The following is a 25,864-nucleotide window of genomic DNA, read 5'->3' on the forward strand; positions in this document are numbered from 1 at the left end:
CGCCCTCCCTCAGGTGTCGGTCCGATAACGGACACGACAGCCCTTCTTATACACCCTTGACACCCCTAAAGGTCTAGGCCAAGCTCCCGGTACTGGTCTAAACCATTAAAGACCAAGTCCCAGCCCCACGAGCAGTACTCGGCGTATGGCTCCGTATGTCCTCGCGGTGGGCGGGGGGTTGCAGCATCCCTGAGGAGGGTGGCGTGAAGCGCAAGCTCATCGCGGCGATCGGCGTCGCGGGCATGATGGTCGGTCTTGCCGCGTGTGGTGACGGCGACAAGGGCGGGGACAAGGCCGGGGCGGACGTCAAGGAGCTCACCGTCTGGCTGACGGTCGACGCCCAGAACAACTGGCCCGAGTTGGTGAAGGCGGCCGACGCGGCGGTCGTGAAGAAGCACCCCGGCATCAAGATCAAGCACGAGTACTACGGCTGGCCGGACAAGAACGCCAAGCTCGACGCCGTCCTCGCCACCGACAAGGCCCCCGACGTCGTCGAGATGGGCAACACCGAGATGCTCGGCTACATGGTCAAGGGCGCCTTCGCCGAGGTCGACCCGAAGCAGTTCGACCAGTCCGACGCCTGGCTCGACGGCCTCAAGGAGTCCGTCACCTACGACGGCAAGACGTACGGCGTCCCGTACTACGCCGGTGGCCGCGTCGGCACCTGGCGCAAGGACATCGCCGCCGAGGTCGGTGTGAAGGCCACCCCGAAGACGTACGCGGAGCTGACCGCCGCCCTGGACAAGATCCAGAAGAAGAAGGGCGCCAAGTTCAGCGCCTGGTACCAGCCTTCGCCCGACTGGTACGCCGCGATGTCCTTCGTCTACGGCGCCGGCGGCTCCATCGCCGAGAACGAGGGGGGCCAGTGGAAGGCCAACCTCTCCTCGCCCGAGTCCATCAAGGGCCTCAACGAGTACAAGTCGATCCTCGACAAGTACATGCACGGCGACAAGACGAAGGACGAGTCCGACCGTCACATCGTGTTCGGCCAGGGCAACTCGGCCGCCATCTTCGGTGCGGCGTGGGAGGGCGGCGCGGCGGCGGCCCCGGAGACGGACAAGGTCGGCAAGCTCGCCGACAAGCTCGAGACCTTCGTGATGCCCGGCCCGTCCGGTCAGCCGCTCCCCGTCTTCCTGGGCGGCTCCGACCTCGCCATCCCGGTCAAGTCCAAGGCCCAGGGCGTCGCCGCCGAGTGGATCAACGCCTTCACCGGCGCCCAGGGCCAGAAGGGCCTGCTCGCCAAGGGCAACCTGCCCAACAACAAGACGGACCTGGCGACCCTGAAGAACGACCCGAAGACGGTCGTGCCTGCCACGGCCGCCGAGTCCAACTGGTTCGTCCCGATGGCACCGGGCTGGGGTCAGGTGGAGAAGGCCCAGACCCTGAAGACGATGCTCCAGGAGATCGGCACCGGCAAGAAGTCGGTCGAGGAGGCCGCGAAGGCGGCCGACGAGGCGATCGACAAGGTCATCAACACCAAGTGACCTTCCGGCAGGGCCCCGTCGTCGGCGACGGGGCCCTGCTCCCGTACGAGGAGAGGGACCGCTAGGAGCGCCCGATGAGTGCCGCAGAGACAACCACTGCCAAGGTGCCGCCGACGCGGCCGTCAACAGCCCAGGGCGCCGGTGGGGGGACCGGTGGAGCGGGGAAGCCGGCCGTGCGGCGGCGCGCGGGCGGCGGGGCCGCGCTCCCGTGGACCCTGCTCGCCCCCTGCCTGCTCGTCCTGCTGCTGGTCCTCGGCTATCCGCTGGCCCGGCTGGTCGCCCTCTCCTTCCAGAAGTTCGGGCAGCCGCAGCTGTGGGGCTTCCAGGAGCCCGAGTCGGTCGGCTTCGCCAACTTCACCAAGATCCTCGGCGACGGCGAGTTCTGGGCCGTCGTCGTCCGCACGATCGTCTTCGCCGGCGGCGCGGTGATCCTCACCATGGTCCTCGGCATGCTGACAGCCCTGCTGCTGCAGCGGGTGTCGGGCTGGGTGAAGACGCTGATCAACATCGCGCTCGTGGCCAGCTGGGGCATGCCCATCATCGTGGCCACCGCCATCTTCAAATGGCTGTTCGACACCGACTACGGAGTCCTCAACTGGCTGCTGAGCCGGCTGCCGGGCGTCGACATGGTCGGGCACAACTGGTTCGCCAGCGGCCCCCAGGGCCTCGCCGTCATCATGCTGCTCGTCGTCTGGGGCGCCGTGCCCTTCGTGGTCATCACGCTCAGCGCCGGTCTCACCCAGGTGCCCAAGGAGCTCGAGGAGGCCGCCCGGCTCGACGGCGCCGGCTCGTGGGGGGTGTTCCGCTACGTCACCCTGCCGGTCCTCAAGCCCATCATCGTGATGCTCACGACGCTCTCCGTCATCTGGGACATGGGTGTCTTCCCGCAGGTCTTCGTGATGCGCAACGGCCATCCGGAGGCCGAGTTCCAGCTGCTGACGACGTACTCGTACGACAAGGCCTTCGTGGTCAACGACTACGGCGGCGGCTCGGCGATCGCCCTGGTGACGGTCGTCCTGCTGCTCGGCGTGGTCGCCGTCTACATGCGCCAGATGCTCAAGATCGGAGAAGTCGAGTGAGCGCCGTGACCAAGAGCGCCGCCCCGGGCGGGCGCCGGAAGCCCGGCCGCGGCAGGCTCGGCTGGAACCTGCTCGGCCTGCTGGTCTTCGTCGCCGCCGGCTTCCCCGTCTACTGGATGCTCAACACGGCCTTCAAGCCCGCGAAGGACGCGATCGACCCGAACCCGCACCTCTTCCCCAGGACGTTCACCCTGGAGAACTTCTCGCGGGCCTTCGACATCGCCGACTTCTGGGGTCCGGTGGGTCGCAGCCTCGTCGTCTCGCTGGTCGTGGTGGTCATCGGCATCGTGGTCGGCATGCTGGCGGCGCTCGCGATCTCGCGCTTCGCCTTCCGCGGCCGCAAGATCGTGATCGTGGGCATCCTGGCCGTCCAGATGGTCCCGCTGGTCGCGATGATCATCCCGGTCTTCCTGCTGCTGAACGACCTCGGTCAGTACGACAAGCTCACGGGCCTGATCATCACGTACCTCACCTTCATCCTCCCCTTCACGGTGTGGACGCTGCGCGGGTTCATCGTCAACATCCCCAGGGAGCTGGAGGAGGCGGCGATGGTCGACGGCTGCACCCGCACCGGCGCCTTCGTGCGGGTGGTCTTCCCGCTGCTCGCCCCGGGAATGGTGGCCACGTCCGTGTACGGCTTCATCCAGGCGTGGAACGAGTACCTGTACGCGCTGATGCTGATGAGCCAGCAGAACCAGACCGCCACCGTCTGGCTCGGCAACTTCACCACCAAGCACGGCACCGAGTACGCGCCGATGATGGCCGGCGCCACGATGATGGCCGTCCCCATCGTGATCCTCTTCCTCCTCGTCCAGCGCAAGATGGCCGCGGGTCTGACGGCCGGCGCAGTGAAGGGATGACGCCTTTCATGACAACGCTCGTGGACCGCACCGACACACTCACCCGTGACGCCCTCGCCGTGCTGCAGCCCGGCTTCGTCGGCACGACCGCCCCCGACTGGCTGCTGCGCAGGATCGGCGAAGGGCTCTCGTCCGTCGGACTGTTCGGCCGCAACGTCACCTCGCCCGGCCAGCTCGCGGCCCTCACCGCCCGGTTGCGGGCGGAGCGCGAGGACGTCCTCGTCGCGATCGACGAGGAGGGCGGTGACGTCACCCGACTGGAGGTCCGTACCGGTTCCTCCTTCCCCGGCAACTACGCGCTCGGGTCGGTGGACGACGTCGAGCTGACCCGGGCGGTGGCCGCCGAGCTCGGCCGCAGGCTCGCCGAGTGCGGAGTCGACCTCAACTGGGCTCCATCGGCTGATGTCAACTCGAACCAGGACAATCCGGTCATCGGGGTGCGTTCCTTCGGGGCCGACCCCGCCCTGGTCGCCCGGCACACCGCCGCCTACGTCCGGGGCCTCCAGTCCGCAGGCGTCGCTGCATGTACCAAGCATTTTCCGGGACATGGTGACACCGCCGTCGATTCGCACCACGCCCTGCCCCGGATCGATGTGGAGTTGGCCACGTTGCACTCCCGTGAGCTGCAGCCTTTCCGGGCGGCCATCTCGGCGGGTTCCAAGTCCGTCATGAGCGCGCATATCCTGCTACCCGCGCTCGACCCCGACCGCCCGGCCACCCTGAGCCCGCAGGTCCTCACCGGACTGCTGCGCCGGGAACTGGGCTACGACGGACTGATCGTCACCGACGGCATGGAGATGCAGGCCATCTCCGCGGTCTACGGAATCGAGCGCGGCAGTGTCCTCGCGATCGCCGCCGGTGCCGACGCGATCTGTGTCGGCGGCGGCCTGGCCGACGAGGACACCGTGCTGCGACTGCGCGACGCGCTGGTCACCGCGGTACGCAAGGGCGAGCTGCCCGAGGAACGACTGGCCGACGCGGCCGCGCGGGTGCGCGCGCTCGCGGACTGGACCAGGGGGGTCAGGGGGGCGGCATCGGAGCCGGGCGCGGCTTCACAGGAGGGGACCGCGCCCGGCACCGAGATCGGCCTGACGGCCGCGCGGCGGGCCGTGCGCGTGACGGTCGGCGAGCGTCCCAGCGAGCCGCTGACCACGGCACCGTACGTCGCCGCGTTCACGCCCGTGGCCAACATCGCCGTCGGTGACGAGACCCCGTGGGGCGTCGCCGCCGAACTCGCCCGCCGCCTCCCCGGCACGGAGACCGGCACGTACACGGACGCCGCCGTCGACGACGTCCTCCGGGCTGCCGGCGGACGCCGCATCGTGGCCGTCGTCCGGGACGCCCACCGCCACCCGTGGATGTCGCAGTCCCTGGACGCCCTCGTCGCCGCCCGCCCCGACACGATCGTCGTCGAGATGGGGCTCAACGCCGCCCCGCCCCGCGGGGCCCTCCACGTGGCCACCTACGGCGCGGCCCGGGTCTGCGGGATCGCGGCGGCGGAGGCCGTCACCGGGAACTGAGGACCACGCGCCCGGCGGCCCGCAGGGCGTGTCCGGCGGCTCGGACCGGCGGCGGTGCACAGCCCCGGTCCGGCGGCCGGGCCGGAGGGCCCGGACGCCCCGGCGACCGGACACCGGAGGAGGACGGCCGCACCGGCCGTCGAGACCGGTCGCGAAAACGGCGATGCCGGTCCGCCCGATCGAGGGGCGGGCCGGCATCGCCGTTCCTGCGTGTGGCGGGGCGGGCGTGGAGCGGTCGCCCCTCGACCCGGCCCGGCGCCTCCTGGTCCGGTGCGGCGCACGAGGGCTGCCAGGTGGCAGCAGATGGTGGGGCGGTGAGCCCCGGGCTGCCGGTCACGGAGGGCCGGAGCGGGGCCCTGGCGCACGGCCGGGGCCGCGGCGTGCCCCGGACGGCCGCCGGGCCGGTGGGCGCGGGCGCGTACGGGCATCCGCCCGGCCCGGCGCTCCCCGGCGCGGGCGCGTACGGGCATCCGCCCGGCCCGGCGCTCCCCGGCGCGTGCGGGACCCAGGGTGCGGCGGCGCACCGGAGCCGGACGGGCTGCGGTGGCGGGCCCCGTTCGTCCCCGCCGGGCGCCGGTCCGGCGCCGCGGTGTCCCGGACCCCGGCCTCCCGGCCCCGCGGCGCCTACAGGCCCTGCCAGGCCGGCTTGTTCGCGTAGGTGTGGCGGAAGTAGTCCGCGAGCTTCAGCTTCGAGGCCGCGGCCTCGTCGACCACCACGGTCGCGTGCGGGTGCAGCTGCAGTGCCGAGGCGGGGCACACGGCCGCCACGGGCCCCTCCACGGTCGCCGCGACCGCCTCCGCCTTGCCCTCCCCGGTGGCCAGCAGCACCAGGTGCCGGGCCTCCAGGATGGTTCCGATGCCCTGCGTGATGACGTGGTGCGGTACCTGCGCGATGTCGCCGCCGAAGAAGCGCGCGTTGTCCACGCGCGTCCGCTCGGTCAGCGTCTTGATCCTCGTTCGCGAGGCGAGCGAGGAGCAGGGCTCGTTGAAACCGATGTGCCCGTCGGTGCCGATCCCCAGCAGCTGCAGATCGACGCCGCCCGCCGCCGCCAGTGCCGCGTCGTACGCCTCGCAGGCGGCCTGGACGTCCTCCGCGGAGCCGTCCGGACCCATGAACGAGTCCGGGCTCAGCCCGAGCGGCTCCACGACCTCTCGCAGCACCACCGAGCGGTACGACTCGGGGTGGCCGGCCGGCAGGCCCACGTACTCGTCGAGCTGGGCTATCCGAGCCCGGGAGACGTCCACGTCCCCGGCCCGCACCTGGGCCGTCAGGGCCTCGTACACGGGCAGCGGCGTCGATCCCGTGGCCACCCCGAGCAGTGCGCCGGGCTTTCGGCGCAGCAGATCCGCGATGCCCCGCGCGATGAGCTCCCCGCCTGCCTTTGCGTCCTGGACGATGACAACTTCCACGCTGGGCCTGCCGATCGATTGAAAGGTCATGTGGTATAGACCAATCTAGCAGAATGGGGTGGCGCCCCGGTGAATCCCGGCTGGCGGGGGTGTGGTTCCCCGTGGTCGACTGACCCCGGACGGCGCCCGGTTCGTATGGGAGGCACACGTCATGTCCACCACGACGTCCGAGGGGCACAGCGAGCGGCCGGGCCGGATCATGGCCGGGGAGGTGGCCGAGCAGCCCGCGGTCCTGCGCCGGATCCTCGCCGAAGGCGCGCCGCGAATCCGGGCGACCGCCGCGGCGATCGCCGAGCGGAAGCCGAGGTTCGTGCTGCTGACCGCCCGCGGCACGTCCGACAACGCCGCGCTGTACGCCAAGTACCTGCTGGAGGTCCGGCTCGGGCTGCCGTGCGGACTGACCTCCATGTCCACGACGACGGCCTACGGGGCGAAGCCGAGCCTCACCGACGTCCTCGTGATCACGGTGAGCCAGTCCGGCGGCTCGCCGGACCTGGTGGCCTCCACCAGGGCGGCGCGCGAGGCCGGCGCGATCACCCTCGCGGTGACGAACAACCCGGACTCGCCGCTGGCCGCCGTCTCCGAGTACCACGTCGACATCCTGGCGGGCCCGGAGAAGGCCCTGCCGGCGACCAAGACGTACACGGCGTCCCTCCTGTCGCTCTATCTGCTCGTCGAGGGGCTGCGCGGCGGGGAAGGTGCGCCGGCGCACGTGCTGCCCGGCCTCGCGGAGGAGATCCTGGCCCGCGGGGACGAGGTGCGGCGGCTGGCCGCCCGCTACCGCTTCGCCGAGCGCATGGTCATCACGTCCCGCGGCTACGGCTACCCGACCGCCAAGGAGGCGGCGCTGAAGATGATGGAGACGAGCTACATCCCGGCCCTCTCCTACTCGGGCGCCGATCTGCTGCACGGCCCGCTCGCCATGGTCGACAACATCTCCCCGGTGATCGCGGTGGTGACGGACGGCCGCGGCGGCGAGGCGCTCCAGCCGGTGCTCGACCGGCTGCGTGGGCGTGGTGCCGACCTCTTCGTCGTCGGGCCGAAACCGCAGGTCGAGGCGGCGTCCGCAGGCTTCGTGCTGCCCACCGAAGGGGTGGCGGAGGAGGTCCAGCCGATCCTGGAGATCCTTCCGCTCCAGTTGCTGGCGTACGAGGTGACCATCGCGCGGGGCCAGGACCCGGACGCCCCGCGGGCCCTCGCCAAGGTCACCGAGACCCGCTGATCCGCGACCGCCGGGTGCGGGCGGGCGGGGCCGCATCGGGCCGCCGGCGGCGCGCGCCCGGCCGTTGAAACGGCCGGTGAAAGACCGGCCAGTGAAGGACCGGCCCCAGAAAGACCCGCGGGCCGCGGCGCCGGGACGGGACCCTCAGCCCGTCCGGCACCGCAGCCCGGAGTTGCCCGGCCGGCGGGTGTGCGGTCCCGTTCGGCCGTGTGGAGGCCCGCGGCGCAGTCAGGGCAGAGAGCGCCGGGTCCTCGGTCCACCCTCCTGTGCGGGGAGGGCGGAGGTCTTCTGTTGTCGTCCGGATCGTATCCGGTACAACGGTGTCATTGTGGACTAGACCATTCTGCCCTGTCCATCCGTCTGCACGCATTGATTTCGGGGCCCATCCTCCACCACGGAGGCCCGTCCCGTCAGGTTCTCACCAAAGGTACGCTCGCAACGTGCCCTCCATGAACGACCTCGTACGCCAGCACACCGCTCTGAGCGAGTCCGACCTCGAGTGGCTGCATCTGCTGGTCTCGGAGTGGCAGCTGCTCTCCGACCTCTCCTTCGCGGACCTCGTCCTGTGGGTACCGACCCTGGACGGCACGCGTTACGTCTCCGTCGCCCAGATGCGGCCGAACACGGGGCCCACGTCCTATCAGGACGACATGGTCGGGCACCTGGTTCCCCGCGGCCGCCGTCCGCTGCTCGACGCCGCGCTCGACGAGGGCCGCATCGTGCGCGAGGGCGATCCCGAGTGGCGCGAGGAGGTGCCGGTGCGGGTCGAGTCCATCCCCGTACGGCGTGAAGGCCGGGTCCTCGGGGTGATCGCGCGCAACACCAACCTGCTCACGGTGCGCACCCCGAGCCGGCTGGAGCTGACCTATCTCCAGTCCGCCTCCGACCTGGCCCAGATGATCGCCGCCGGTGCGTTCCCGTTCCCCGAGCAGCAGGTCGACATGGACGCCTCGCCGCGCGCCGGAGACGGACTGATCCGCCTCGACGCCGACGGAGTCGTCCAGTACGCGTCCCCGAACGCGCTGTCCGCGTACCACCGGCTCGGCCTCGCCGCCGATCTGGTCGGGCAGCACCTGGGGCAGATCACGGCCGAACTGGCGCCGTCCCGGGGGCCCGTGGACGAGGCCCTGGTCAAACTCGCCAGCGGCTACGCCCCCCGCGAGGCCGAGGTCGAGGGCAACGGGGGAGTGATCCAACTCCGCGCCATCCCGCTGAAGCCCAAGGGCACCCGCATAGGCTCCCTCGTCCTGCTCCGCGATGTCACCGAACTCCGGCGCCGTGAACGTGAGTTGATCACCAAGGACGCCACCATCCGGGAGATCCACCACCGGGTGAAGAACAACCTCCAGACGGTCGCGGCGCTGCTGCGTCTCCAGGCCAGGCGGATGGACTCCGTGCGGGGCCGGGAGGCCCTCAACGAGGCGGTCCGGCGGGTCGGCTCCATCGCCATCGTCCATGAGACGTTGTCCCAGAACCTGGACGAGCGGGTCGAGTTCGACGAGATCGCCGACCGGGTCCTCGCCATGGTGGCGGAGATTTCCCCCGGCAAAGTCGAGTGCCGGCGCACCGGCCGCTGCGGAATCCTCGACGCCGAGGTCGCCACGCCGCTCTCCATGGTGCTGACCGAGGTCCTGCAGAACGCACTGGAGCATGCCTTCGCGCCGGGGGAGCACGGCACGGTCGACGTGTCGGCGGTGCGCGGCGGCCCCCGCGGCGCGGAGCGGCTGCTCATCACCGTGCAGGACGACGGACGTGGGCTGCCCGAGGACTTCGACCCGCAGACGGCGGGGAACCTGGGCCTCCAGATCGTGAGAACCCTGGTGGAGGGGGAGTTGGGCGGCACCTTCGACATGAAGCCGGCCGCCGGCCGCGGGACCCGGGTCGTCCTCGACATTCCCGTACGGAGCCAGAAGTAGCCCGGGCGGCCATCCCGAAGCGGCTCCGAGCCTCAGCGAGGTGGCCGCCGCGGGCGTCGGCGCGAAGTGGCCCGGGAACGCCGGGCAGGGGGGTACTCCTACTGCCGCGCGCCGCGCCCGCGCGGATGGCGGGGAGGACTCCCGGGCCGTCCCGACCCCTGGCCGGTCGTTCCCGCGTGCACAGCAGCGAGCCCCGGACCGTTGGAGATGGTCCGGGGCTCGAAAGCTTCGGGATACTGCTGCGCGCTGCGGCTCGGGGGCGGTGAATGCGTACTCGCCGTACGCGCCGCCGGGCTCAGGCTGTTAGCAGGGGGCCGTCAGGCGCTGGCGTTGCGCGCCCGGTTGCGGGCTGCGCGGCGCTTCATCGCGCGGCGCTCGTCCTCGCTGAGGCCACCCCAGACGCCGGAGTCCTGGCCGGACTCGAGCGCCCACTGCAGGCACTGCTCCATGACGGGGCAGCGACGGCAGACGGCCTTGGCTTCCTCGATCTGCAGCAGCGCAGGACCGGTGTTGCCGATGGGGAAGAACAGCTCGGGGTCTTCCTCGCGGCAAACGGCGTTGTGACGCCAGTCCATGGCTGCTACCTCTCTTGGTATTACGTGCAGGTTGCTTGTGAATGTGAACGCTTTCACGAATCCCCCCGCAAGTGAAGGGCCGACGCCCAGTTGAACTGGTGTGGTCCAGGTTGAGGAGGGGTTCTGGCTCTCCGTGGAGGCCGGTCCTGCGGGCCGTCCCGATCGCCATGTAGAGATTCGCAAACCTCGGCTGCGGATACAACCCCTTCCGGAAAGTTTTTTTTGATTCCTCGGTGTCGACTAGGTCACAGCCGTACTTCCATGGGGTGGACCCGCGCCTAAACGTTCGAGTGGAAGGACTTTTGCCCCTTCCGCTCACACAATCACACGCAGTGCACGGCGTACGCCTGTGAACGTCACGCTGCTGCGCAGTCCCAGGTGGTCGCCGTCCATCTGGAAGGGCAGTGCCACCTTCGAATGCAAGGTGAAGTCCGTGAGGTCGTGAAAAGAGGCCACGTGCTTGCCGCGGGGGCCGCGATCAGGGGTCGAGGTGAGCAATTGGGTCGCGTAGCGGGCCAGGGCGGCGGTCGAGAGCCGGCCCAGGCCGAGTACGTCCAGCGCGCTGTCGAAGGACGCGGCCGGAGTCGCGTACACCGGGCGATTCCCCAGGTAGGTCCAGGGGGAGGTGTTGCAGACGATGGCCAGTGCGAGCTCGCGCACGGGATCCGCCCCGGGGCGCTCCAGGGTGATCGCGCCACTGCGGCGGTGCGGGTCGGCGAGGAACTGCCGCGCCGCCTGGCGTATGTAGAGGGAGTGCGTCGAGATCCGGCCGCGCTCCCGCTGCTGCTCGACCCGGCCGACGACCCCGGCGTCGAAGCCGAAACCGGCACAGAACGTGAACCAGCGGGGTGGAACGCCCTCGTCCGGGGTGTCCGGCGTGCCGGCCGCTATGCCGAGACCGACCGTTCGTCCGCTCCCCGTCTCCAGGGCGTCCAGGATCGCGCCGGTCGCCTCGACGGCGTCGTTCGGCAGTCCCAGGGCGCGGGCGAAGACGTTCGTGGAGCCGCCGGGCACGACCGCGAGGCGCGGCAGGCCGTCCGGGTCCGGTCCGCCGTGCAGCAGCCCGTTCACGACCTCGTTGACCGTGCCGTCGCCGCCCAGTGCCACGACCAGGTCGATGTCGTCCGAGTCGGCGGCCCGGCGGCCGAGATCACGGGCGTGCCCGCGGTACTCGGTCGTGACGGCCTCCAGCTTCATCTCGCTCGCGAGGGCGTGGATGAGGACGTCACGGGTGCGGGCACTGGTGGTGGTTGCTGCCGGATTGACCACGAGGAGTGCGCGCATGGCCGCCAGAGTACCTACCACGCGGTACACGGCCCAGTCCGGGGCGAGCGGCGCCCGCACGGCCCGTCCCCCGGGGTGCTCGGGGCGCGGGGCTACCCTGCAGGGGTGAGCAGTGCTGAGCAGACTCCCGAGACCATCCCCGGCGCCCCCGCGAAGCGGCCCGGCCGGCTGACCGCGGCGGCAGGCCTGTGCGGGCTCGAGGCCCTCGCCCTGTTCGCCGGCGGCATCTACATGCTGGTCTCGGGCCTGACCGGAGCGCCGGAGAGCACGTCCCAGGCCGAGACGGGTGGGGTGACGCTGATCGCGCTGGGGGTCATCCCCCTGCTCGCGGCGCGCGGACTGCTGCTGCGCCGCAGCTGGAGCCGCGGCCCCGCGATCGTCACCCAGATCATGGCGCTGCCGGTCGCCTGGACCCTGCTCCGCTCGTCGGGTGCGCTGATCCCCGCGGGCATCGTGCTGGCGGTCGTGGCCGTCACCTCGCTGGTGCTGCTGCTCAACCCGCGCACGACCGAGGCACTGGGCATCCGCGGCCGGGCGTAGCCTCCGGCGGCCGGGGTAGGCGCGCGAAGGCCCGTCCGGAACCGCCGGAGGGGATCACTCCTCGACGAGGAGCTTCTCGCGGAGCTGGGCGAGCGTGCGTGCCAGGAGGCGGGAGACGTGCATCTGGGAGATGCCGACCTCCTGCGCGATCTGCGACTGCGTCATGTTGCCGAAGAAGCGAAGGAGCAGAATCCGCTTCTCCCGCGGCGGCAGGTCCTCCAGCAGCGGTTTCAGCGACTCGCGGTACTCGACCCCCTCCAGCGCCTCGTCCTCCGCGCCGAGGGTGTCCGCGACCGCCGGGGACTCGTCGTCGGTGTCGGGGACGTCCAGGGAGAGGGTCGAGTACGCGTTGGCGGACTCCAGGCCCTCCAGGACCTCCTCCTCGGAGATGCCGAGGCGCTCGGCCAGCTCGTGGACCGTGGGGGAGCGGCCGTGCTGCTGGGACAGCTCCGCCGTCGCCGTGGTCAGGGCGAGCCGCAGCTCCTGCAGCCGCCGCGGCACCCGCACCGCCCAGCCCTTGTCGCGGAAGTGCCGCTTGATCTCGCCCACGACGGTCGGCGTCGCGTACGTCGAGAACTCGACGCCCCGATCGGGGTCGAACCGGTCCACGGACTTGATCAGTCCGATCGTGGCGACCTGGGTCAGGTCGTCGAGCGGCTCGCCGCGGTTGCGGAAGCGGCGGGCCAGGTGCTCCACCAGGGGCAGGTGCATCCGCACCAGCTGGTTGCGGAGCTCGGCGCGCTCGGGGGAGCCCTCCGGGAGCTTGCGCAGCGCGATGAACATCGACCGCGCCTCGCTCCGGGGGTCGTTCGGAGCGTGGTGCCCGTGTTCCTTGAGGTCGTGCTCGTGCTCGCTCATGGCCGCCCTCTGCCAGTGCTTCGCCTGGGAGGTACCCCCAGCCTGCTTCTGCTCCGCCGCGGCCGGGAGGCCGTCACGCTCGTCCACCGGGTGCGGCCTGGCCTGCTGCTCCGGGATGCCCGCCGGTCCGCCGCCCGGCCCCGCCGGAGCCGTGCGCCCGCCGTTCGGCGTTCCGGGAATCCGCTCCTCGTCGCGCACCGGACCGTCCCCGTCCCTCACGCCGGCCCGGGTCCCGCGCCGCGCTGTTTGTACAGGCTGATGGAGACCGTACGGTCGTCGGCCACGGAGGAGTCGACCTTGCCCGCCAGTGCCGAGAGCACCGTCCAGGCGAAGGTGTCGCGCTCCGGGGCGCGGCCGTCGGTCGTGGGAGCCGAGACCGTGACCTCCAGGGAATCGTCGACGAGCCGGAAGACGCAGCTGAGAACGGATCCGGGGACGGCCTGCTGCAGCAAGATCGCACAGGCCTCGTCGACCGCGATGCGCAGGTCCTCGATCTCGTCGAGGGTGAAGTCCAAGCGCGCCGCGAGGCCGGCCGTGGCCGTACGCAACACGGACAGGTAGGCACCCGCAGCGGGCAGCCGGACTTCCACGAAGTCCTGAGTCCCGGGCTCGCCTGCGATCTGGGACACCCTCACCTCCAAGGTGGCACAAGGTCGATCGAGGCTCCGGGAGGGCGATCCCGGAGCCGAGTGCTGCGCGTCGGTGCGCAGCCAGTACCTGGACTGGCGACGCTATCGCGATCCATGGTGCCGTGTCGCCGGGACCCCTACCCGGCTCTGTCACTCATGGTAAGCCCATGAGTACACACAGTGGCTAGTGCTCTGCGGTCCTCAATTGCGAGAAATCGGCGGAGCTTTGACGTACCCAGACGTCAGACGATCGAACCGTCCGGAAAGCACCATCGCCAGCTCTCTCCCTGCTCCAGGGTACGCATCACCGGATGTTCCTCCTGCTCGGCGTGCTGGGTCGCGTGCCGGCCGGGCGACGAGTCGCAGCACCCCACGTGTCCGCACGAGAGACAGATCCGCAGCTGCACCGGGTGCGTCCCCGTCGCCTGGCACTCAACGCAGGTGTCGCTCAGAGGCGCGGGTTCGGGGCGCGGCAGGTCGAGAACGTGCGGGCACTCGCTCATGATGGCCAGGTTACGACGTGGGTGAGCGTGTGAGGGGCGGATCATGGAGGCGTTGTCGGTGGTGGCGCTGGTCGCGGCGAGCGCCGCGATCGCGGGAATCGCCCGCAGGACGGTGGTGCCCGCCCCGCTGCTGCTCGTCGCGGTCGGGCTCGTGGCCTCGTACCTGCCCGGTGTCCCGGAGTACGCGCTGGACCCGCACATCGTGCTGCCGCTGATCCTGCCGCCGCTGCTGCACATCGCGGCCCTCGACAGCTCGTACCTCGATCTGCGGGCCAACATCCGGCCGATCGCCCTGCTCTCCGTCGGCTACACCCTGTTCGCGACCCTCCTCGTCGGGTGGGTGGCGCACCTGGTGATCCCGGGCCTCCCGCTGACCGCGGCGCTCGTGCTCGGCGCGGTGGTCGCCCCGCCGGACGCGGTGGCGGCGACCGCGGTCGCCCGCAAGCTCCGCCTGCCGGGCCGGATCACCACGATCCTCCAGGGGGAGTCCCTGGTGAACGACGCCACCGCGATCACCGCCTACCGGGTGGCGCTGGCGGCCGCGGTCGGCGAGGGCATCACCTGGGGCGAGGGCGTCGGGATGTTCCTGGTCGCCGCGGCCGGCGGCATCGGCGTCGGCCTGGTGCTGATGGTGCCGATCCACTGGCTGCGGACCCATCTCAGGGAACCCCTGCTGCAGAACACCCTGTCCCTGCTGATCCCCTTCGTCGCCTACTCCGCGGCCGAGCACGTCCACGCCTCCGGAGTGCTGGCCGTGGTCGTCGTCGCCCTCTTCCTCGGGCACCGCTCCTGGCAGGTCGACTTCGCCACCCGGCTCCAGGAGGAGGCGGTGTGGCGGATGGTCGCCTTCATCCTGGAGTCGGCCGTCTTCGCGCTGATCGGACTGCAACTGGCGCACGTGGTGCGCAAGCTCGGCTCCTTCTCGGTCGGGGAGGCCGCCTGGTACGCCGTCGTCATCTTCGTCGTCGTGGTCGTGTCCCGCTTCGTGTGGGTCTTCCCCGGGACCTTCCTGCCACGCATGATGTCGAAGCGCATCAGGGAGCGCGAGCCCGGCGTGGACTGGCGCACCCCGGTGATCGTCGGCTGGGCCGGGATGCGGGGCGTCGTCTCGCTGGCGATCGCCTTCTCCATCCCGATCCTCATGGCGGACGGGGAACCCTTCCCGGCGCGCAACCTGATCCTGTTCCTCACCTTCACCACGGTGATCGGCACCCTGGTCGTGCAGGGGCTCACCCTGCCGGCCCTCATCCGCGTGCTGAAGCTCCCGGAGCGCGACCCGCAGAGCGTCACCCTGGCCGAGGCGCAGGCCCAGAGCGAGGCGTCCGCCGCCGCGGAGCAGCGCCTCGAGGAACTCCTCGACGACCCGCGCAACGCCCTCCCCGGCCCGCTGCTCGACCGGCTGCGCACGGTGCTCGAACGCCGCAGGAACTCGCCCTGGGAGCGGCTCGGGGCGGTCAACCCCGTCACGGGCGAGTCCGCGGACGACACCTACCGCCGCCTCACCCGCGAAGTGATCCAGGCCGAACGCGAGGTGTTCGTGCGCCTGCGCGACGAACGGCGGATCGACGACGAGATGATGCGGGCGCTGCTGCGGCGGCTGGACCTCGAGGAGGCGGCCGCCTACCGCGAGGCCGCGGACTGAGGCCGGCCGGTGATCACGGCCGCGACGGTGGTCCCGGGCGGGAAGGCGCCCTCGCCGGCGAGGACGACAAGTCCGTAGAGCATTTTGGCGACATAGAGACGTTCCACGGGCAGTCCGTGACGTGCTTCGAAATCCTGCGCGAACGCGTCGAGGTCGGGCGGGACACGGGCGTACCCGCCGAAGTGGAACCGCTCGTCCAGCGACCAGTCGCCCGCCGGTCCGCCGAACGCCTCCTGCTGGAGGGCGGCCGTCCGCTCGCCGAGGCAGGCCCCCTTGAGCACGGGGATGCCCAGCGCCCGCGCTCCGTCCCCGAGTCCGGCGGCGAGCCCGGCGAGCGTCCCGCCGGTCCCGCACGCCACGGCGGCCACGTCGGCCCTGCCGCGCAGCTCGCGGCCGAGCTCCGTACAGCCCTGCGCCGCAAGGGCGTTGCTGCCGCCCTCCGGGACGACCCAGCACCCCTCACGCTCCCCGATGCGCTCCAGGAGCTCGGCCAGCACCTCCGGTTCGGACGTGCGGCGGTACGTGGCCCGGTCCACGAAGTGCAGCCGCATCCCGTCGGCGGCGCAGGCGGCCAGTGACGCGTTGAGGGGCTTCCCGGCGAGCTCGTCGCCCCGGACGACGCCGACCGTCGGAAAGCCCAGCAGGCGCCCGGCGGCGGCCGTGGCGCGCAGATGGTTGGAGTACGCGCCGCCGAAGGTGAGCACGGGCCGGCCGGCCGCCGCGCGGAGGTTCGGCGCGAGCTTGCGCCACTTGTTGCCCGGCAGATCCGCATGGATGAGGTCGTCCCGCTTGAGCAGCAGCCGTGCCCCGTGCCGCGCGAAGCGCTCGTCGGCCACCGGCTCCAGAGGGGAGGGCAGCCGGGGCCGCAGGACGGCGAGGTCGAACACGTTCACGCCGCCATTGTCGCCGCCCGGCCCGGCGTGTTCACGCGCCGCCCGTGTCCGGCCGCCGCGGCCCGCTGCGTTCACGCCGCCGTGCCCGGCGCCGGCGTCTCCGCGGCCCCGCCGGGGCGGCCGCGCTCACACGGACCGCGTCATTTGAGCCGTTCGGTGATCCGGGCGCGCATGGCGTTCATCGTGAAGCCGCGCGGGTCGATCTTCCCCGGCTGCCACTCCAGGTGCCCGATGACCGACCGGGCGTTCCAGCCGTGGCGCCGGCAGACGGCCGCGGCCGCCTTCTCGATGGCCACCAGCTGGGCCTCCGGCCAGGGGTCCCTGCCGTCGCCGAGGTTCTCGCACTCGAACCCGTAGAAGTGGCGGTTCCCGTCCGTGTTCGCCTCGTCGTCCGGGGGGAGCGCCTTCTCGGCGATGACGGCGCGCAGCACGTCGTCGTCGCCGAGTCCGGCGTGGTTGGCCCGGCCGTAACCGACCAGATGGACCTTGCCGTCCTTGGCGATGACGCCGTGGCACAACGGGCCGGGCAGGCCCTCGTAGCCGTCGCGGCAGATGCGGACGGTGTCCGCGGTGCCCCGGGTGGCGGTGTGATGGATCATCACCCCGTGGACGGGGCCCCAGGGGCCCTTGTGGTTGCGGTTGTGGTTGCGCCAGTCGCCGACCTGGACGACCGTCAGCCCCTCGTCGCGCAGGGCGTCGAGGAAGCTGTCCGCGGACATCGGTGGGGCCATGTCCGACTCCTTCACGGCTGGAAGTGTTCGTACGGGGCTTCTACCCCAACCCCCGTGACCAGGCGAGGCGTTCGCACGGTGTGCGAGCCGATCCGGCCAGTGCGCCGATCGGGCGGAAAACGCACGCCATGCCCCGCACGTCCCGGTCTAGTCCCACTCATTTGTGTAATGGCGGGCCTACGCAGCGTGCTGGAAGGCTCTTCGTTGCAGGTCAATCCATGATTGCGAAGGAGTCCCATGTCGGTTGGTTCGGTTGGTGACGAGGTGCGCGAGGGCGGCCAGGACGCGGCACCGCCGCAGCAGAGTCTCGGTACGGCCGCCGCGCGGAACCTGGCGACCACCACCAAGTCGGCGCCCCAGATGCAGGAGATCACCTCCCGGTGGCTGCTGCGGATGCTGCCCTGGGTCCAGGTGCAGGGCGGTACGTACCGGGTGAACCGTCGGCTCAGCTACTCGGTGGGCGACGGGCGCGTCACCTTCGTCCAGACGGGCAGCCAGGTCGAGGTCATCCCGGCCGAGCTCGGCGAGCTGCCACCACTGCGCGGGTACGACGACGAGGCCGTGCTGCGCGAACTGGCGCAGCGCTGCCGGCAGGTGCGGTTCGCCCCGGGCGACGTGCTGGCGACGAAGGGCGAGACCGCGGACCGGGTGTTCCTCCTCGCGCACGGACGGGTGGAGCAGATCGGCACCGGGCCCTACGGGGACGAGGCCGTGCTCGGCGTCCTCGCCGACGGCTCGTACTTCGGTGACAGGTCGCTGGTCGACGGCGACGCCGTGTGGGAGTTCACGGCCCGCGCCGGTACCGCGTGCGTCGCGCTGGAGCTCACCCGGCAGGACGTGCTGACCCTCGCGGACCGGGCCGAGTCCCTCGGCAGCCATCTCCTGTCCGTGGTCTCGATCCCCCACCAGCGGACCAACAAGTACGGAGAGGCCGCCATCGACCTCTCCGCCGGCCATGTCGGCGAGGCCGTCGTCCCGCACACGTACGTCGACTACGAGGCCGCGCCGCGCGAGTACGAACTGAGCGTCGCGCAGACCGTGCTGAAGGTCCACAGCCGGGTGGCCGACCTCTACAACCAGCCGATGAACCAGACCGAGCAGCAGTTGCGGCTCACGGTCGAGGCTCTGCGCGAGCGCCAGGAGGACGAGCTCGTCAACAACAAGCAGTTCGGCCTCCTCGCCAACTGCGACTACGGCCAGCGCCTTCAGCCGCACGACGGCGTGCCCGGCCCGGACGACATGGACGAGCTGCTGTCCCGGCGGCGCGGCTCCAAGCTCTTCCTCGCCCATCCGCGGGCCATCGCGGCCTTCGGCAGGGAGTGCAGCCGGCGGGGCATCTACCCGGACACCGTCGACATCGGGGGGAGCCGTATCCCCGCCTGGCGCGGTGTGCCGATCTTCCCGTGCAACAAGATCCCCATCTCGGACGCCCGCACCACCTCGATCATCTGCATGCGTACGGGTGAGGAGGACCAGGGCGTGGTCGGCCTGCACCAGACCGGCATCCCCGACGAGATCGAGCCCAGCCTCTCCGTCCGCTTCATGGGCATCGACGAGCAGGCGATCATCTCGTACCTCGTCACGGCCTACTACTCGGCCGCGGTGCTGGTGCCGGACGCCCTCGGCGTGCTGGAGAACGTCGAGGTGAGCCGCTGGCGCTGACCCCGGCGCCGCTCGCCCGGCACCGAACCGGCGGGGGCGGCCCGGCGCCGCCCCCGCCCCACCCCTTCAGCAGAGGACGTGACCGTGACCATGACCAGTCCGGACGCCGCCGCCACCGAAGCCCACGAGGCGGCGCGGCTCCTGGAACGCGCCCGCAGCGCCGTCGACCCCCGGCTGCGGGACACCGTCGAGTCCCTCCCCGGCACCATGCGCCGAGTGGCGATGTACCACTTCGGCTGGGAGCACGCCGACGGCACACCCGCCGTCGGCTCCGCGGGCAAGGCGATCCGGCCCGCCCTGGTGCTGGCGGCCGCCCGGGCGCTCGGCGGGGACCCGCAGCACGCGGTGCGCGCGGCCGCGGCCGTGGAGCTCGCCCACAACTTCACCCTGCTCCACGACGACGTCATCGACGAGGATCCGACCCGCCGGCACCGGCCCACCGCCTGGACGGTGTTCGGCACCCCGGACGCCATCGTCGCGGGTGACGCGATGCTGGCCCTCGCGCTGCGGCTGCTCGCGGAGGACCGGCACCCGGCCGCCGCCGCGGCCTCCGCCCGGCTCGCGGCCTGTGTGATCGAACTCTGCGCCGGCCAGCAGGCGGACTGCGCCTTCGAGCGGCGCGGGCCGCGGGAGGTCTCTCTCGACGAGTGCCTCGCCATGGCCACGGCCAAGACCGGGGCGTTGCTGGGCTGCGCCTGCGCCCTCGGCGCGCTGTACGCGGGGGCGGGGGAGGAGGAGATCGCCGCGATGGACGCCTTCGGCCGGGAGGCAGGACTGGCCTTCCAGTTGATCGACGACCTCATCGGCATCTGGGGCGACCCGGACCGCACGGGCAAGCCGGCCGGTGCCGATCTGGCCGCGCACAAGAAGTCGCTGCCGGTGGTGGCGGCGTTGAGCTCGGGCACGGAGGCGGGGGCGGAGCTCGCCGAGCTGTACACCGGGCCGATGGACGCCGGGGCGGTCGCCCGGGCCGCGGACGCGGTGGAGCGGGCAGGCGGCCGGGACTGGGCCCAGCTCCAGGCGGCGGACCGGATGGCCCGGGCCGTGCAGCAGTTGTCCCTCGCCGCCCCGGACCTCAGGGCGGCGGGAGACCTGCTCTCCCTCGCGGAGTTCGTCACGCGGCGCAGCCGCTGAGTCCGGGCCTGCCCGACGAGCCCGCGTGCCGGTGCGCACTCCGGGCCGCAACTCTAGGATCGCAGCGGCCAGTTGACGATCTCGGAGAGGCGGCCCGGACATGGGCGTACGGATACGGCAGGCGGGGGAGCGGGACCGTGAGGCGGTGGTGCGGCTGCTCGACGAGGCGTTCATGCACGACCCGGTCAGCAGCTGGGTCTTTCCCGACGAGGCCCACCGCCGCCGGGTGCACGGGGTCTTCCTCGGGGTCTTCCTCGACATCGCGCTCACCGAGGGGCGGGTCGACATGACCGAGGACGGGACGGCAGCGGCGCTCTGGCTCCAGGTGCCCGCCCAGGCGCCCGAGGAGGAGGACGACACCCCCGCCCGGATGAGGGAGATCGCCGACCCCGACAACGAGCGGGCCGAACTCGTCGGGCGGCTGACCGGTGCGGTCCATCCGCAGGGCAGGGCGCACGAGTATCTGCTGCTGATCGCGGTCTCTCCGGAGCGGCAGGGCGAAGGGCTCGGTACCGCCCTGCTTGCCCCGGCCCTGGAACGCTGCGACCGGGAGGGGGTGCCCGCCTACCTGGAGGCGAGCAGCGCCCGCAGCGGCCGCCTCTACGAGCGGCTGGGCTTCGCGTTCACGGACCGTACCGTCCAGTTGCCCGACGGCCCGCTGATGTGGCCCATGTGGCGGGAGCCCGTCGCCCCGGGGAGCGGAGGCGCGGCGCGGACCCCCGCCCCGTAGGCGCCGGGGCGCGGACCCCGCCCCGTAGGCGCCCGGGCGGTGCGCTCCGGCACCGGCCCGCGGGTGCCCACGAGGGCGGAGCCGGCCACGGCGTCCCCTGCCCGCGAAGGCGGAGCGGGCCGCGGCGTGCCTCTGTCCGGACGGTGAACGCCGGCCACGGTGTGCCCCTGCCGCCCGGGGCGGATCCCCCGCGCCGCCCGGGCCCGCTGTCCCGCACCAGCCGCCCGGGCTCGCTGCCCCGCGCCTGCCGGGCCGCAGGCCGGACTCCGTCGAGCCGTGCCGCTCGACGGCCGGTCGGGAGGCCGCCGCCGCACGCCGCACGGTGGATACAGGCGGTGCGGTCGAACCCGCCGCGGATGCAATCCGTGCGCGCGAATCCGCCGTGAACGCAGGCGGCGCGGTCGAACCCGCCGGAGGCCACCACGCGGGGAAACGGCCCCGCGCCGGGCTCGTCACTCCGCGGGGACGATCCGGTTGACCACTGTCTCCACCAGCTCGTCCACGTCCCGGTCGGAGAGCACCTCGGGCAGGGTGAAGTGCTCCAGCATCAGCCCGGTCATGGCCAGGTAGAGAGCGAGGAAGGTGTCGGCGTCGCCCGGCAGGCCGGAGTCGAGGTGGTGGCGCAGATTGGCCTCCAGCTCGGCGCCGACCGCGCGGTTCAGCTCCGCCTGGAGCGCCGGGCGGCGGGTCGATTCCAGTCGCAGTTCCAGCATCGCGAGGTAGCCCGTCCGCTCCTCGGTCATGCGCCGCACCAGCCACTGCATCAGCCGCACGTACAGCTCACGCGTCGGCGCGGGCCGCATCGCCTTGTCGACGTCGGTCTGCGCGGGCGTCATCCGCACATGGATCCGCGCGCCCGCCTGGGTGAACAGGTCGTCGCGGCTGGTGAAGTAGTTCGACGCCGTCCCGGGCGGCACCCCGGCCTCGCTGTCGACCGCGCGGAAGGTGAGGCCCCTGGCCCCTTCGCGGGCGAGCACCTCGATGGCGGCGTCCACGAGTGCGGTCCTGCGTCCCGGGTTCCTGGCCAATGCCTTCCCCTTTCTCGTCAATGCGCCCTCCGAAAAAGGCACTTGCGCAACCACTACGTCTGGAGCACTATATCCGCAGTGGTTCGGCGGACCGGCCGGGCCCGCATCCCCGACGGAACAAGAGGACCGGTTTGCGCAAGCTCACGTACTTCATCGCCTGCTCCATCGACGGCTTCATCGGAGACCCGGACGGCGATGCCTCGTCCATGTTCGGTTTCGTGGACAACGACTACCTGGAGTACCTCAAGTCCGAGTATCCCGAGACCATCGCGGTCCTGGGGCGCGAGGCGCTGGGCCTCCAGGACTCGCCGAACAAGCACTTCGACACCCTGATCCAGGGCCGTGCCAGCTACCAGCTGGCGCTGGACGCCGGCATCACCAGCCCGTACGGGCACCTGCGCGAGTACGTCGCGTCGCGCACGCTGGAGAAGTCCCCGGACGCCGGCGTGGAGATCATCGCCGACGACCTGGTCGGCAGGGTGCGAGCCCTCAAGGCCGAGGACCGCGAACTCGGCATCTACCTCTGCGGCGGCTCACGGATCGCCGGTGAACTCCTCGACGAGATCGACGAACTGGTGATCAAGACCTATCCGCAGGTCTACGGGAGCGGTATGCCGATGTTCGGCGCCGGATTCGCCGTCACCGACTTCACACTGGACTGGGTGCGCACCTTCGGCAACGGGGTGCTCGTACGGAAGTACAGCAGGAAGCGGTAGCCGCGCCGGCGGGGGCGCCCGGGGCGCGCAAGCGCTGTTCGTCCCGGGCCCGCCGACTTATCCTGGACCCATGGGCAGCGAAGGACGCCGGACCGTCCGCCGCCCGCAGGGCGAGTACGCGTGTCCGTCCTGCGGACAGCCTGTCGGTTCCGCCATCAGACGACGCAAGGTGCTCGGTGTGTTCGTCCCCGAGTGGGGGCCCGGGCCCTGCCACAACTCCGCGTGCACGCGCGGTACCGGTGAAGCCCGGGAATCGGGGCGCCGGCGGGGTGCGGACGGCACGAAGGGGACGAACGAGGAGCCGGCCGCGGGCCCGTCCGCCTGACCGGAGCGGCGCAGAACCGTTCGAGAGCCGACCGGCTGTACAACAGGGCCGGTCGTACCGCTACAGTCCGCGCCATGTCAACGGAGTCGACGGACGTGTGGACCGGCTGGTACCGGGACCGCCGGGGTGCGGAGGCGATCGCCCTGGCGATCGCCCCGAGCGGGCACAGAGTGAGCACCCGCATCAGGGGAGTCGAGTACGAAGGGCCGAGTTTCGCCGCCCTGGGCGCGGCGGAATCGGGTGAACGACTCTCCGGCTGCGTACTGGAATGGGACATGCCGCTGCCCGTCACCCAGCGCGGGAGTGCGGAACAGGCCACGCTCAGCTGCCTGCTGACGCTCGGTGAGCCAGGGGCCGACGGCACGCCCGGCCGGACGGATCTGAACCTCACGCTGCACTTCGGCGGGGCGGCGTACGAGTCCGGCGTGGCCGACGGCGACTTCGACGACGCGCTCGGGCGGATTCGGCGGCAGTTGCCCGAGGGTGCGGAACTGGACCGGAGGCTGCTGGAAAGCGCCTGAGCCGACGCGCCGTGGGGGCGGGACGGCGTGCCGGAACCGGCCCGCGGTCCGGCGCCGCTGCGAGAACACGCACCGGCGGCGCTGCGAAAACCGGCGTCGGCGGCACTCCGATGAGTGGAACGCCCCGTGCCCGGGCCGGAACCCGGGCACGAGGCGCCGTGGGGGTCTTGCGTCAGGAGACCTTGGTGAGGGCGGCCGCGAGACCGTTCGCCCAGAGCTGGTTCACCCGGGCCCGTTCGGCCGCGTTGGGATACGCGTTCTGGCAGGAGGTTCCGGGACCGCCGCCCGACATCAGCTCACTGCACGGGCCGGAGTAGTGGTCGGGGAGCCCGAGCACGTGTCCGGTCTCGTGAGCGGTGACCCGGGTGGAGTTGTACTGCTGGTTCTGCCGGTAGTCGAGGAAGATGTAGCCGCGGCCGTGCCCGTCGGTGCCGGCGTAGGATCCGCGCGGATCATTGCCCTCGTAGTACCGGAAGTCCGGGTTGGAGCCCTCCTGCAGCCGCACGTTGGACACGGAGCCGTTCCATATCTGCGTGCTGCCGGCTATCTGCGAGCGGAAACTCGGTGCGCTGCTCGCGTTGTAGACGACGGTGACGGCCTGCGCGCCCGGGTTCTCGGCCCGTTTCTCGGCGACCGACTTCACCACCGCGTCGAAGAACGCCTTGGTGGCGCGGGCGTCCTCGGCGGAACCGTCGTAGGCGACGGCGGACGCGGCCGGGCCGGTGGGGACGGCGGGGCTCGCGGCGTCGGGCGCCGGGGCGGCGGTGGCGGGTACGGCGGAGGCCAGGGCCGCGGCGAGGCCCAGACCGAGTGCGGCGGAGAGTAACGCCCGGGGGCGTCGCTCGGGGTGTCTCATGGGGGGTTCTCCTCATCCGAGTGGGGATCGGTGAGGAGAGTGTCGGGGAGCCCGGCCCGCCGGCGGATGATGCCAACTGGCGATAACCCTGCGGCATCACGGACATGACCAGTTCCAACTCCCTTGTGAATCAAGGAAATTGGAGCGACACAGGTGTCTGGTGTGACGAAGGGTGCCGTCCTACTCTCGCAGTATGGAGCTGGAGGTGAGGCATCTGCGCGTGCTGTGCGCCATCGCCGACGCGGGCAGTCTGCACAAGGCCGCCCGTCGGCTCGGCATGAGCCAGCCGTCCCTGACGACCCAGCTCCGCCGGATCGAGAACGCCCTGGGCGGGGAGCTCTTCCTCCGGGAGCGCACGGGCTGCCGGCCCACCCCGCTGGGCCGCACCGTCCTCAGCCGGGCCCGTCCGCTGATCGCGGGGTTGTCGGCGCTCGTGACGGAGACCCGGGCAGCCGTCGCCCGTGCGGACGATCGACGGCTGCGCATCGGCTCCACGGCGAGCCGCGCCCTCGCGGGCTGGCTGCGACGGCTCAGACAGCGGCTCCCCGACGGCACGGACCTCTCCCTGCACATGAACGTCTCCGCCAACACCCTGCTCCGCATGGCCGCCGCGGGGCACTTGGACGTGGCGTTCGTCCACGAGGTCGAGGGCTGCCCGCTGCTGGTGCCGGAAGGGCTGGAACGGCGGGTCCTCGTCGAGCGGGAGCCGCAGTTCATCTCCATGGCCCGCGACCACCCGGCCGCCGCGGCCCCGGTGGTCGACCTCACCGATCTCGCCGAGGACCGGTGGATGGTGGACCCCACGGTCGACGGCGAGTGGGACGGACTGCGCCGGGTCCTCACCGCCGCGGGGATCGACCCTCCGGTGCTGCACGCCGACTACCACACCGCCACGTCCCTCATCGTGGTCGGCGAGGCGGTGGCACCCTGCCAGCCCACCTCCGGCCCGCGCGACGACATGGCGATACGCCCGCTGCGCGACGACCCCCTCGCGGTACGGCTGTTGCTCTACCGGCGGCCCGGCCCGGGCGCGGAGACCTTCGCCCTCGTCTACGCCGAACTCCTCGCCGCCTACCGCGAGGCGGCCCTCCGCGCCGCCGCGTACCGGCAGTGGCTGCTGCGCAACAAGAGCCCGCTGCTGCACACGCCGGCGGCCTGAACCTTCCCGGGCCGGGGCCACCGGGGCGGGACACCCGCGGGCCGGGGCCCCGGGGGACGGGGACGTGCGCCGGGGTCAGCGCACCACCCGGCCGCGCAGCACGATCCGGCTGGGGTGTGCCAGTGCACGAGGCTCCAGCGCCGGGTCGGTGTCGTAGGCGACGAGGTCGGCCTCGGAGCCCGAAGCGGCGTCGGTGCGCAGCCGCTCCCCGTCGATCCACAGCGTCCGCTCTTCCCGCTCGGGCAGGACGACGCCCCGCACGCACAACATGTTCCGCTCCCCTCCGGTCCGTGGTCGGTTCCCGCCGTCCTCCCGGCCGCGGCCGCGCCGGAGTGGCACGGCCTGCCGGGTGGGCCGCCGTCCATCATGCAGACCGCACCCGGCCCTCCACCACCGGCTCCGTGCGCGGGAGGAGTTGCGCCGTGCTGGAACCGGACGGCCCATCCGCGGCGCAGCCCCTCGCGGACACGCCCGTCGTAGACCCCGTGCATCTGCTGCCGCATCGCGGTTGGTGCCTCGATCCCGTTTGGACGAGACCTCCAAGACATCCGTTGCGTCGGCGTCCAGCCGGGGCCCCGGCGTCGTCC

Annotated in this window: 25 protein-coding genes; 14 read left to right on the forward strand and 11 right to left on the reverse strand. The window is 71.8% G+C overall.

Annotation, left to right across the window (positions count from 1 at the left end):
• Window positions 1-203: 203 nt before the first annotated feature.
• From BLT82_RS05005 to BLT82_RS05020, 4 genes are all read left to right on the forward strand, one after another.
• The gene (locus tag BLT82_RS05005; protein ID WP_093652565.1) at window positions 204-1,484 is read left to right on the forward strand and encodes an extracellular solute-binding protein; all 1,281 of its coding nucleotides are present in this window, start codon (window positions 204-206) and stop codon (window positions 1,482-1,484) included.
• Between the two features lie 74 nt (window positions 1,485-1,558).
• A complete protein-coding gene (locus BLT82_RS05010) occupies window positions 1,559-2,563 on the forward strand; it encodes a carbohydrate ABC transporter permease (protein ID WP_093652566.1) in 1,005 nt (334 codons plus the stop codon).
• A complete protein-coding gene (locus tag BLT82_RS05015) occupies window positions 2,560-3,423 on the forward strand; it encodes a carbohydrate ABC transporter permease (protein ID WP_093652567.1) in 864 nt (287 codons plus the stop codon). The genes BLT82_RS05010 and BLT82_RS05015 overlap by 4 nt, the downstream gene beginning before the upstream one ends.
• 8 nt (window positions 3,424-3,431) lie before the next feature.
• On the forward strand, window positions 3,432-4,943 hold the full coding sequence (locus BLT82_RS05020; RefSeq protein ID WP_093652568.1) for a glycoside hydrolase family 3 protein: 1,512 nt from the start codon (window positions 3,432-3,434) through the stop codon (window positions 4,941-4,943).
• A 624-nt stretch (window positions 4,944-5,567) separates the two neighbouring features.
• Here the strand turns inward: BLT82_RS05020 and nagB are convergent.
• The gene (nagB, locus tag BLT82_RS05025; protein WP_093652569.1) at window positions 5,568-6,353 is read right to left on the reverse strand and encodes a glucosamine-6-phosphate deaminase; all 786 of its coding nucleotides are present in this window, start codon (window positions 6,351-6,353) and stop codon (window positions 5,568-5,570) included.
• Window positions 6,354-6,504: 151 nt separating this feature from the next.
• Here nagB and BLT82_RS05030 point away from each other — a divergent pair, with 151 nt between their 5' ends.
• Entirely contained in the window at window positions 6,505-7,575 is a 1,071-nt protein-coding gene (locus BLT82_RS05030; RefSeq protein ID WP_093652570.1) for an SIS domain-containing protein, read from the forward strand.
• Between the two features lie 449 nt (window positions 7,576-8,024).
• The gene (locus BLT82_RS05035) at window positions 8,025-9,491 is read left to right on the forward strand and encodes a sensor histidine kinase (protein WP_093652571.1); all 1,467 of its coding nucleotides are present in this window, start codon (window positions 8,025-8,027) and stop codon (window positions 9,489-9,491) included.
• Between the two features lie 317 nt (window positions 9,492-9,808).
• On the opposite strand, the gene BLT82_RS05040 is transcribed toward BLT82_RS05035, so the two are convergent.
• Window positions 9,809-10,066 carry a WhiB family transcriptional regulator gene (locus BLT82_RS05040; protein ID WP_003953983.1) on the reverse strand — a complete coding sequence of 86 codons (258 nt, stop codon included), beginning with the start codon at window positions 10,064-10,066 and terminating at the stop codon, window positions 9,809-9,811.
• A gap of 315 nt (window positions 10,067-10,381) precedes the next feature.
• Window positions 10,382-11,350: a diacylglycerol/lipid kinase family protein gene (locus tag BLT82_RS05045; RefSeq protein ID WP_093652698.1), complete on the reverse strand. Its 969-nt coding sequence runs from the start codon at window positions 11,348-11,350 to the stop codon at window positions 10,382-10,384.
• 105 nt (window positions 11,351-11,455) lie between these two features.
• Between BLT82_RS05045 and BLT82_RS05050 the strand changes: the two genes are divergently transcribed.
• Window positions 11,456-11,890: a hypothetical protein gene (locus BLT82_RS05050; protein ID WP_093652572.1), complete on the forward strand. Its 435-nt coding sequence runs from the start codon at window positions 11,456-11,458 to the stop codon at window positions 11,888-11,890.
• A 54-nt stretch (window positions 11,891-11,944) separates the two neighbouring features.
• Here BLT82_RS05050 and BLT82_RS05055 read toward each other — a convergent pair whose 3' ends face one another.
• The 3 genes from BLT82_RS05055 to BLT82_RS05065 all read right to left on the reverse strand — a co-directional run bounded on the left by BLT82_RS05055 (window position 11,945) and on the right by BLT82_RS05065 (window position 13,880).
• Window positions 11,945-12,967, reverse strand: coding sequence for an RNA polymerase sigma factor SigF (locus BLT82_RS05055; protein WP_093652573.1), 1,023 nt, complete (start codon window positions 12,965-12,967; stop codon window positions 11,945-11,947).
• Window positions 12,964-13,377 (reverse strand): ATP-binding protein, encoded by a 414-nt coding sequence (locus BLT82_RS05060; RefSeq protein WP_018845530.1) that lies wholly within the window; start codon window positions 13,375-13,377, stop codon window positions 12,964-12,966. Before BLT82_RS05060 ends, BLT82_RS05055 begins: the two co-directional genes overlap by 4 nt.
• A gap of 242 nt (window positions 13,378-13,619) precedes the next feature.
• Window positions 13,620-13,880: a UBP-type zinc finger domain-containing protein gene (locus BLT82_RS05065; protein WP_093652574.1), complete on the reverse strand. Its 261-nt coding sequence runs from the start codon at window positions 13,878-13,880 to the stop codon at window positions 13,620-13,622.
• A gap of 43 nt (window positions 13,881-13,923) precedes the next feature.
• On the opposite strand from BLT82_RS05065, the gene BLT82_RS05070 reads away from it, so the two are divergent.
• On the forward strand, window positions 13,924-15,522 hold the full coding sequence (locus BLT82_RS05070; RefSeq protein ID WP_093652575.1) for a Na+/H+ antiporter: 1,599 nt from the start codon (window positions 13,924-13,926) through the stop codon (window positions 15,520-15,522).
• Here BLT82_RS05070 and BLT82_RS05075 read toward each other — a convergent pair.
• Window positions 15,501-16,415, reverse strand: a complete 915-nt coding sequence (locus BLT82_RS05075; protein ID WP_093652699.1) for a 1-aminocyclopropane-1-carboxylate deaminase/D-cysteine desulfhydrase — start codon at window positions 16,413-16,415, stop codon at window positions 15,501-15,503. The genes BLT82_RS05070 and BLT82_RS05075 overlap by 22 nt on opposite strands.
• Before the next feature lie 140 nt (window positions 16,416-16,555).
• Window positions 16,556-17,146, reverse strand: a complete 591-nt coding sequence (locus BLT82_RS05080; RefSeq protein ID WP_208867706.1) for an N-acetylmuramoyl-L-alanine amidase — start codon at window positions 17,144-17,146, stop codon at window positions 16,556-16,558.
• Window positions 17,147-17,383: 237 nt separating this feature from the next.
• Between BLT82_RS05080 and BLT82_RS05085 the strand changes: the two genes are divergently transcribed.
• The 3 genes from BLT82_RS05085 (at window position 17,384) to BLT82_RS05095 (ending at window position 20,672) form a co-directional block, all read left to right on the forward strand.
• Window positions 17,384-18,808 carry a family 2B encapsulin nanocompartment shell protein gene (locus BLT82_RS05085; protein ID WP_093652577.1) on the forward strand — a complete coding sequence of 475 codons (1,425 nt, stop codon included), beginning with the start codon at window positions 17,384-17,386 and terminating at the stop codon, window positions 18,806-18,808.
• A 90-nt stretch (window positions 18,809-18,898) separates the two neighbouring features.
• On the forward strand, window positions 18,899-19,942 hold the full coding sequence (locus BLT82_RS05090; protein ID WP_208867728.1) for a family 2 encapsulin nanocompartment cargo protein polyprenyl transferase: 1,044 nt from the start codon (window positions 18,899-18,901) through the stop codon (window positions 19,940-19,942).
• Window positions 19,943-20,042: 100 nt separating this feature from the next.
• The gene (locus BLT82_RS05095) at window positions 20,043-20,672 is read left to right on the forward strand and encodes a GNAT family N-acetyltransferase (protein ID WP_093652578.1); all 630 of its coding nucleotides are present in this window, start codon (window positions 20,043-20,045) and stop codon (window positions 20,670-20,672) included.
• A 452-nt stretch (window positions 20,673-21,124) separates the two neighbouring features.
• Here BLT82_RS05095 and BLT82_RS05100 read toward each other — a convergent pair whose 3' ends face one another.
• The gene (locus BLT82_RS05100) at window positions 21,125-21,700 is read right to left on the reverse strand and encodes a TetR/AcrR family transcriptional regulator (protein ID WP_093652579.1); all 576 of its coding nucleotides are present in this window, start codon (window positions 21,698-21,700) and stop codon (window positions 21,125-21,127) included.
• A 131-nt stretch (window positions 21,701-21,831) separates the two neighbouring features.
• Here BLT82_RS05100 and BLT82_RS05105 point away from each other — a divergent pair, with 131 nt between their 5' ends.
• A complete protein-coding gene (locus BLT82_RS05105; protein WP_093652580.1) occupies window positions 21,832-22,416 on the forward strand; it encodes a dihydrofolate reductase family protein in 585 nt (194 codons plus the stop codon).
• Window positions 22,417-22,815: 399 nt separating this feature from the next.
• Window positions 22,816-23,262 (forward strand): DUF6304 family protein, encoded by a 447-nt coding sequence (locus tag BLT82_RS05115; RefSeq protein WP_208867707.1) that lies wholly within the window; start codon window positions 22,816-22,818, stop codon window positions 23,260-23,262.
• Between the two features lie 172 nt (window positions 23,263-23,434).
• On the opposite strand, the gene snpA is transcribed toward BLT82_RS05115, so the two are convergent.
• Complete coding sequence (gene snpA, locus BLT82_RS05120; RefSeq protein WP_093652583.1) at window positions 23,435-24,118, reverse strand: snapalysin; 684 nt, start codon at window positions 24,116-24,118, stop codon at window positions 23,435-23,437.
• A gap of 193 nt (window positions 24,119-24,311) precedes the next feature.
• Between snpA and BLT82_RS05125 the strand changes: the two genes are divergently transcribed.
• A complete protein-coding gene (locus tag BLT82_RS05125) occupies window positions 24,312-25,277 on the forward strand; it encodes a LysR family transcriptional regulator (protein ID WP_093652584.1) in 966 nt (321 codons plus the stop codon).
• A 75-nt stretch (window positions 25,278-25,352) separates the two neighbouring features.
• On the opposite strand, the gene BLT82_RS05130 is transcribed toward BLT82_RS05125, so the two are convergent.
• Window positions 25,353-25,538 (reverse strand): hypothetical protein, encoded by a 186-nt coding sequence (locus BLT82_RS05130; protein WP_093652585.1) that lies wholly within the window; start codon window positions 25,536-25,538, stop codon window positions 25,353-25,355.
• Window positions 25,539-25,864 lie beyond the last annotated feature (326 nt).

Origin of the sequence: Streptomyces wuyuanensis (assembly GCF_900103455.1) — a bacterium.
Lineage (GTDB): Bacteria > Actinomycetota > Actinomycetes > Streptomycetales > Streptomycetaceae > Streptomyces > Streptomyces wuyuanensis.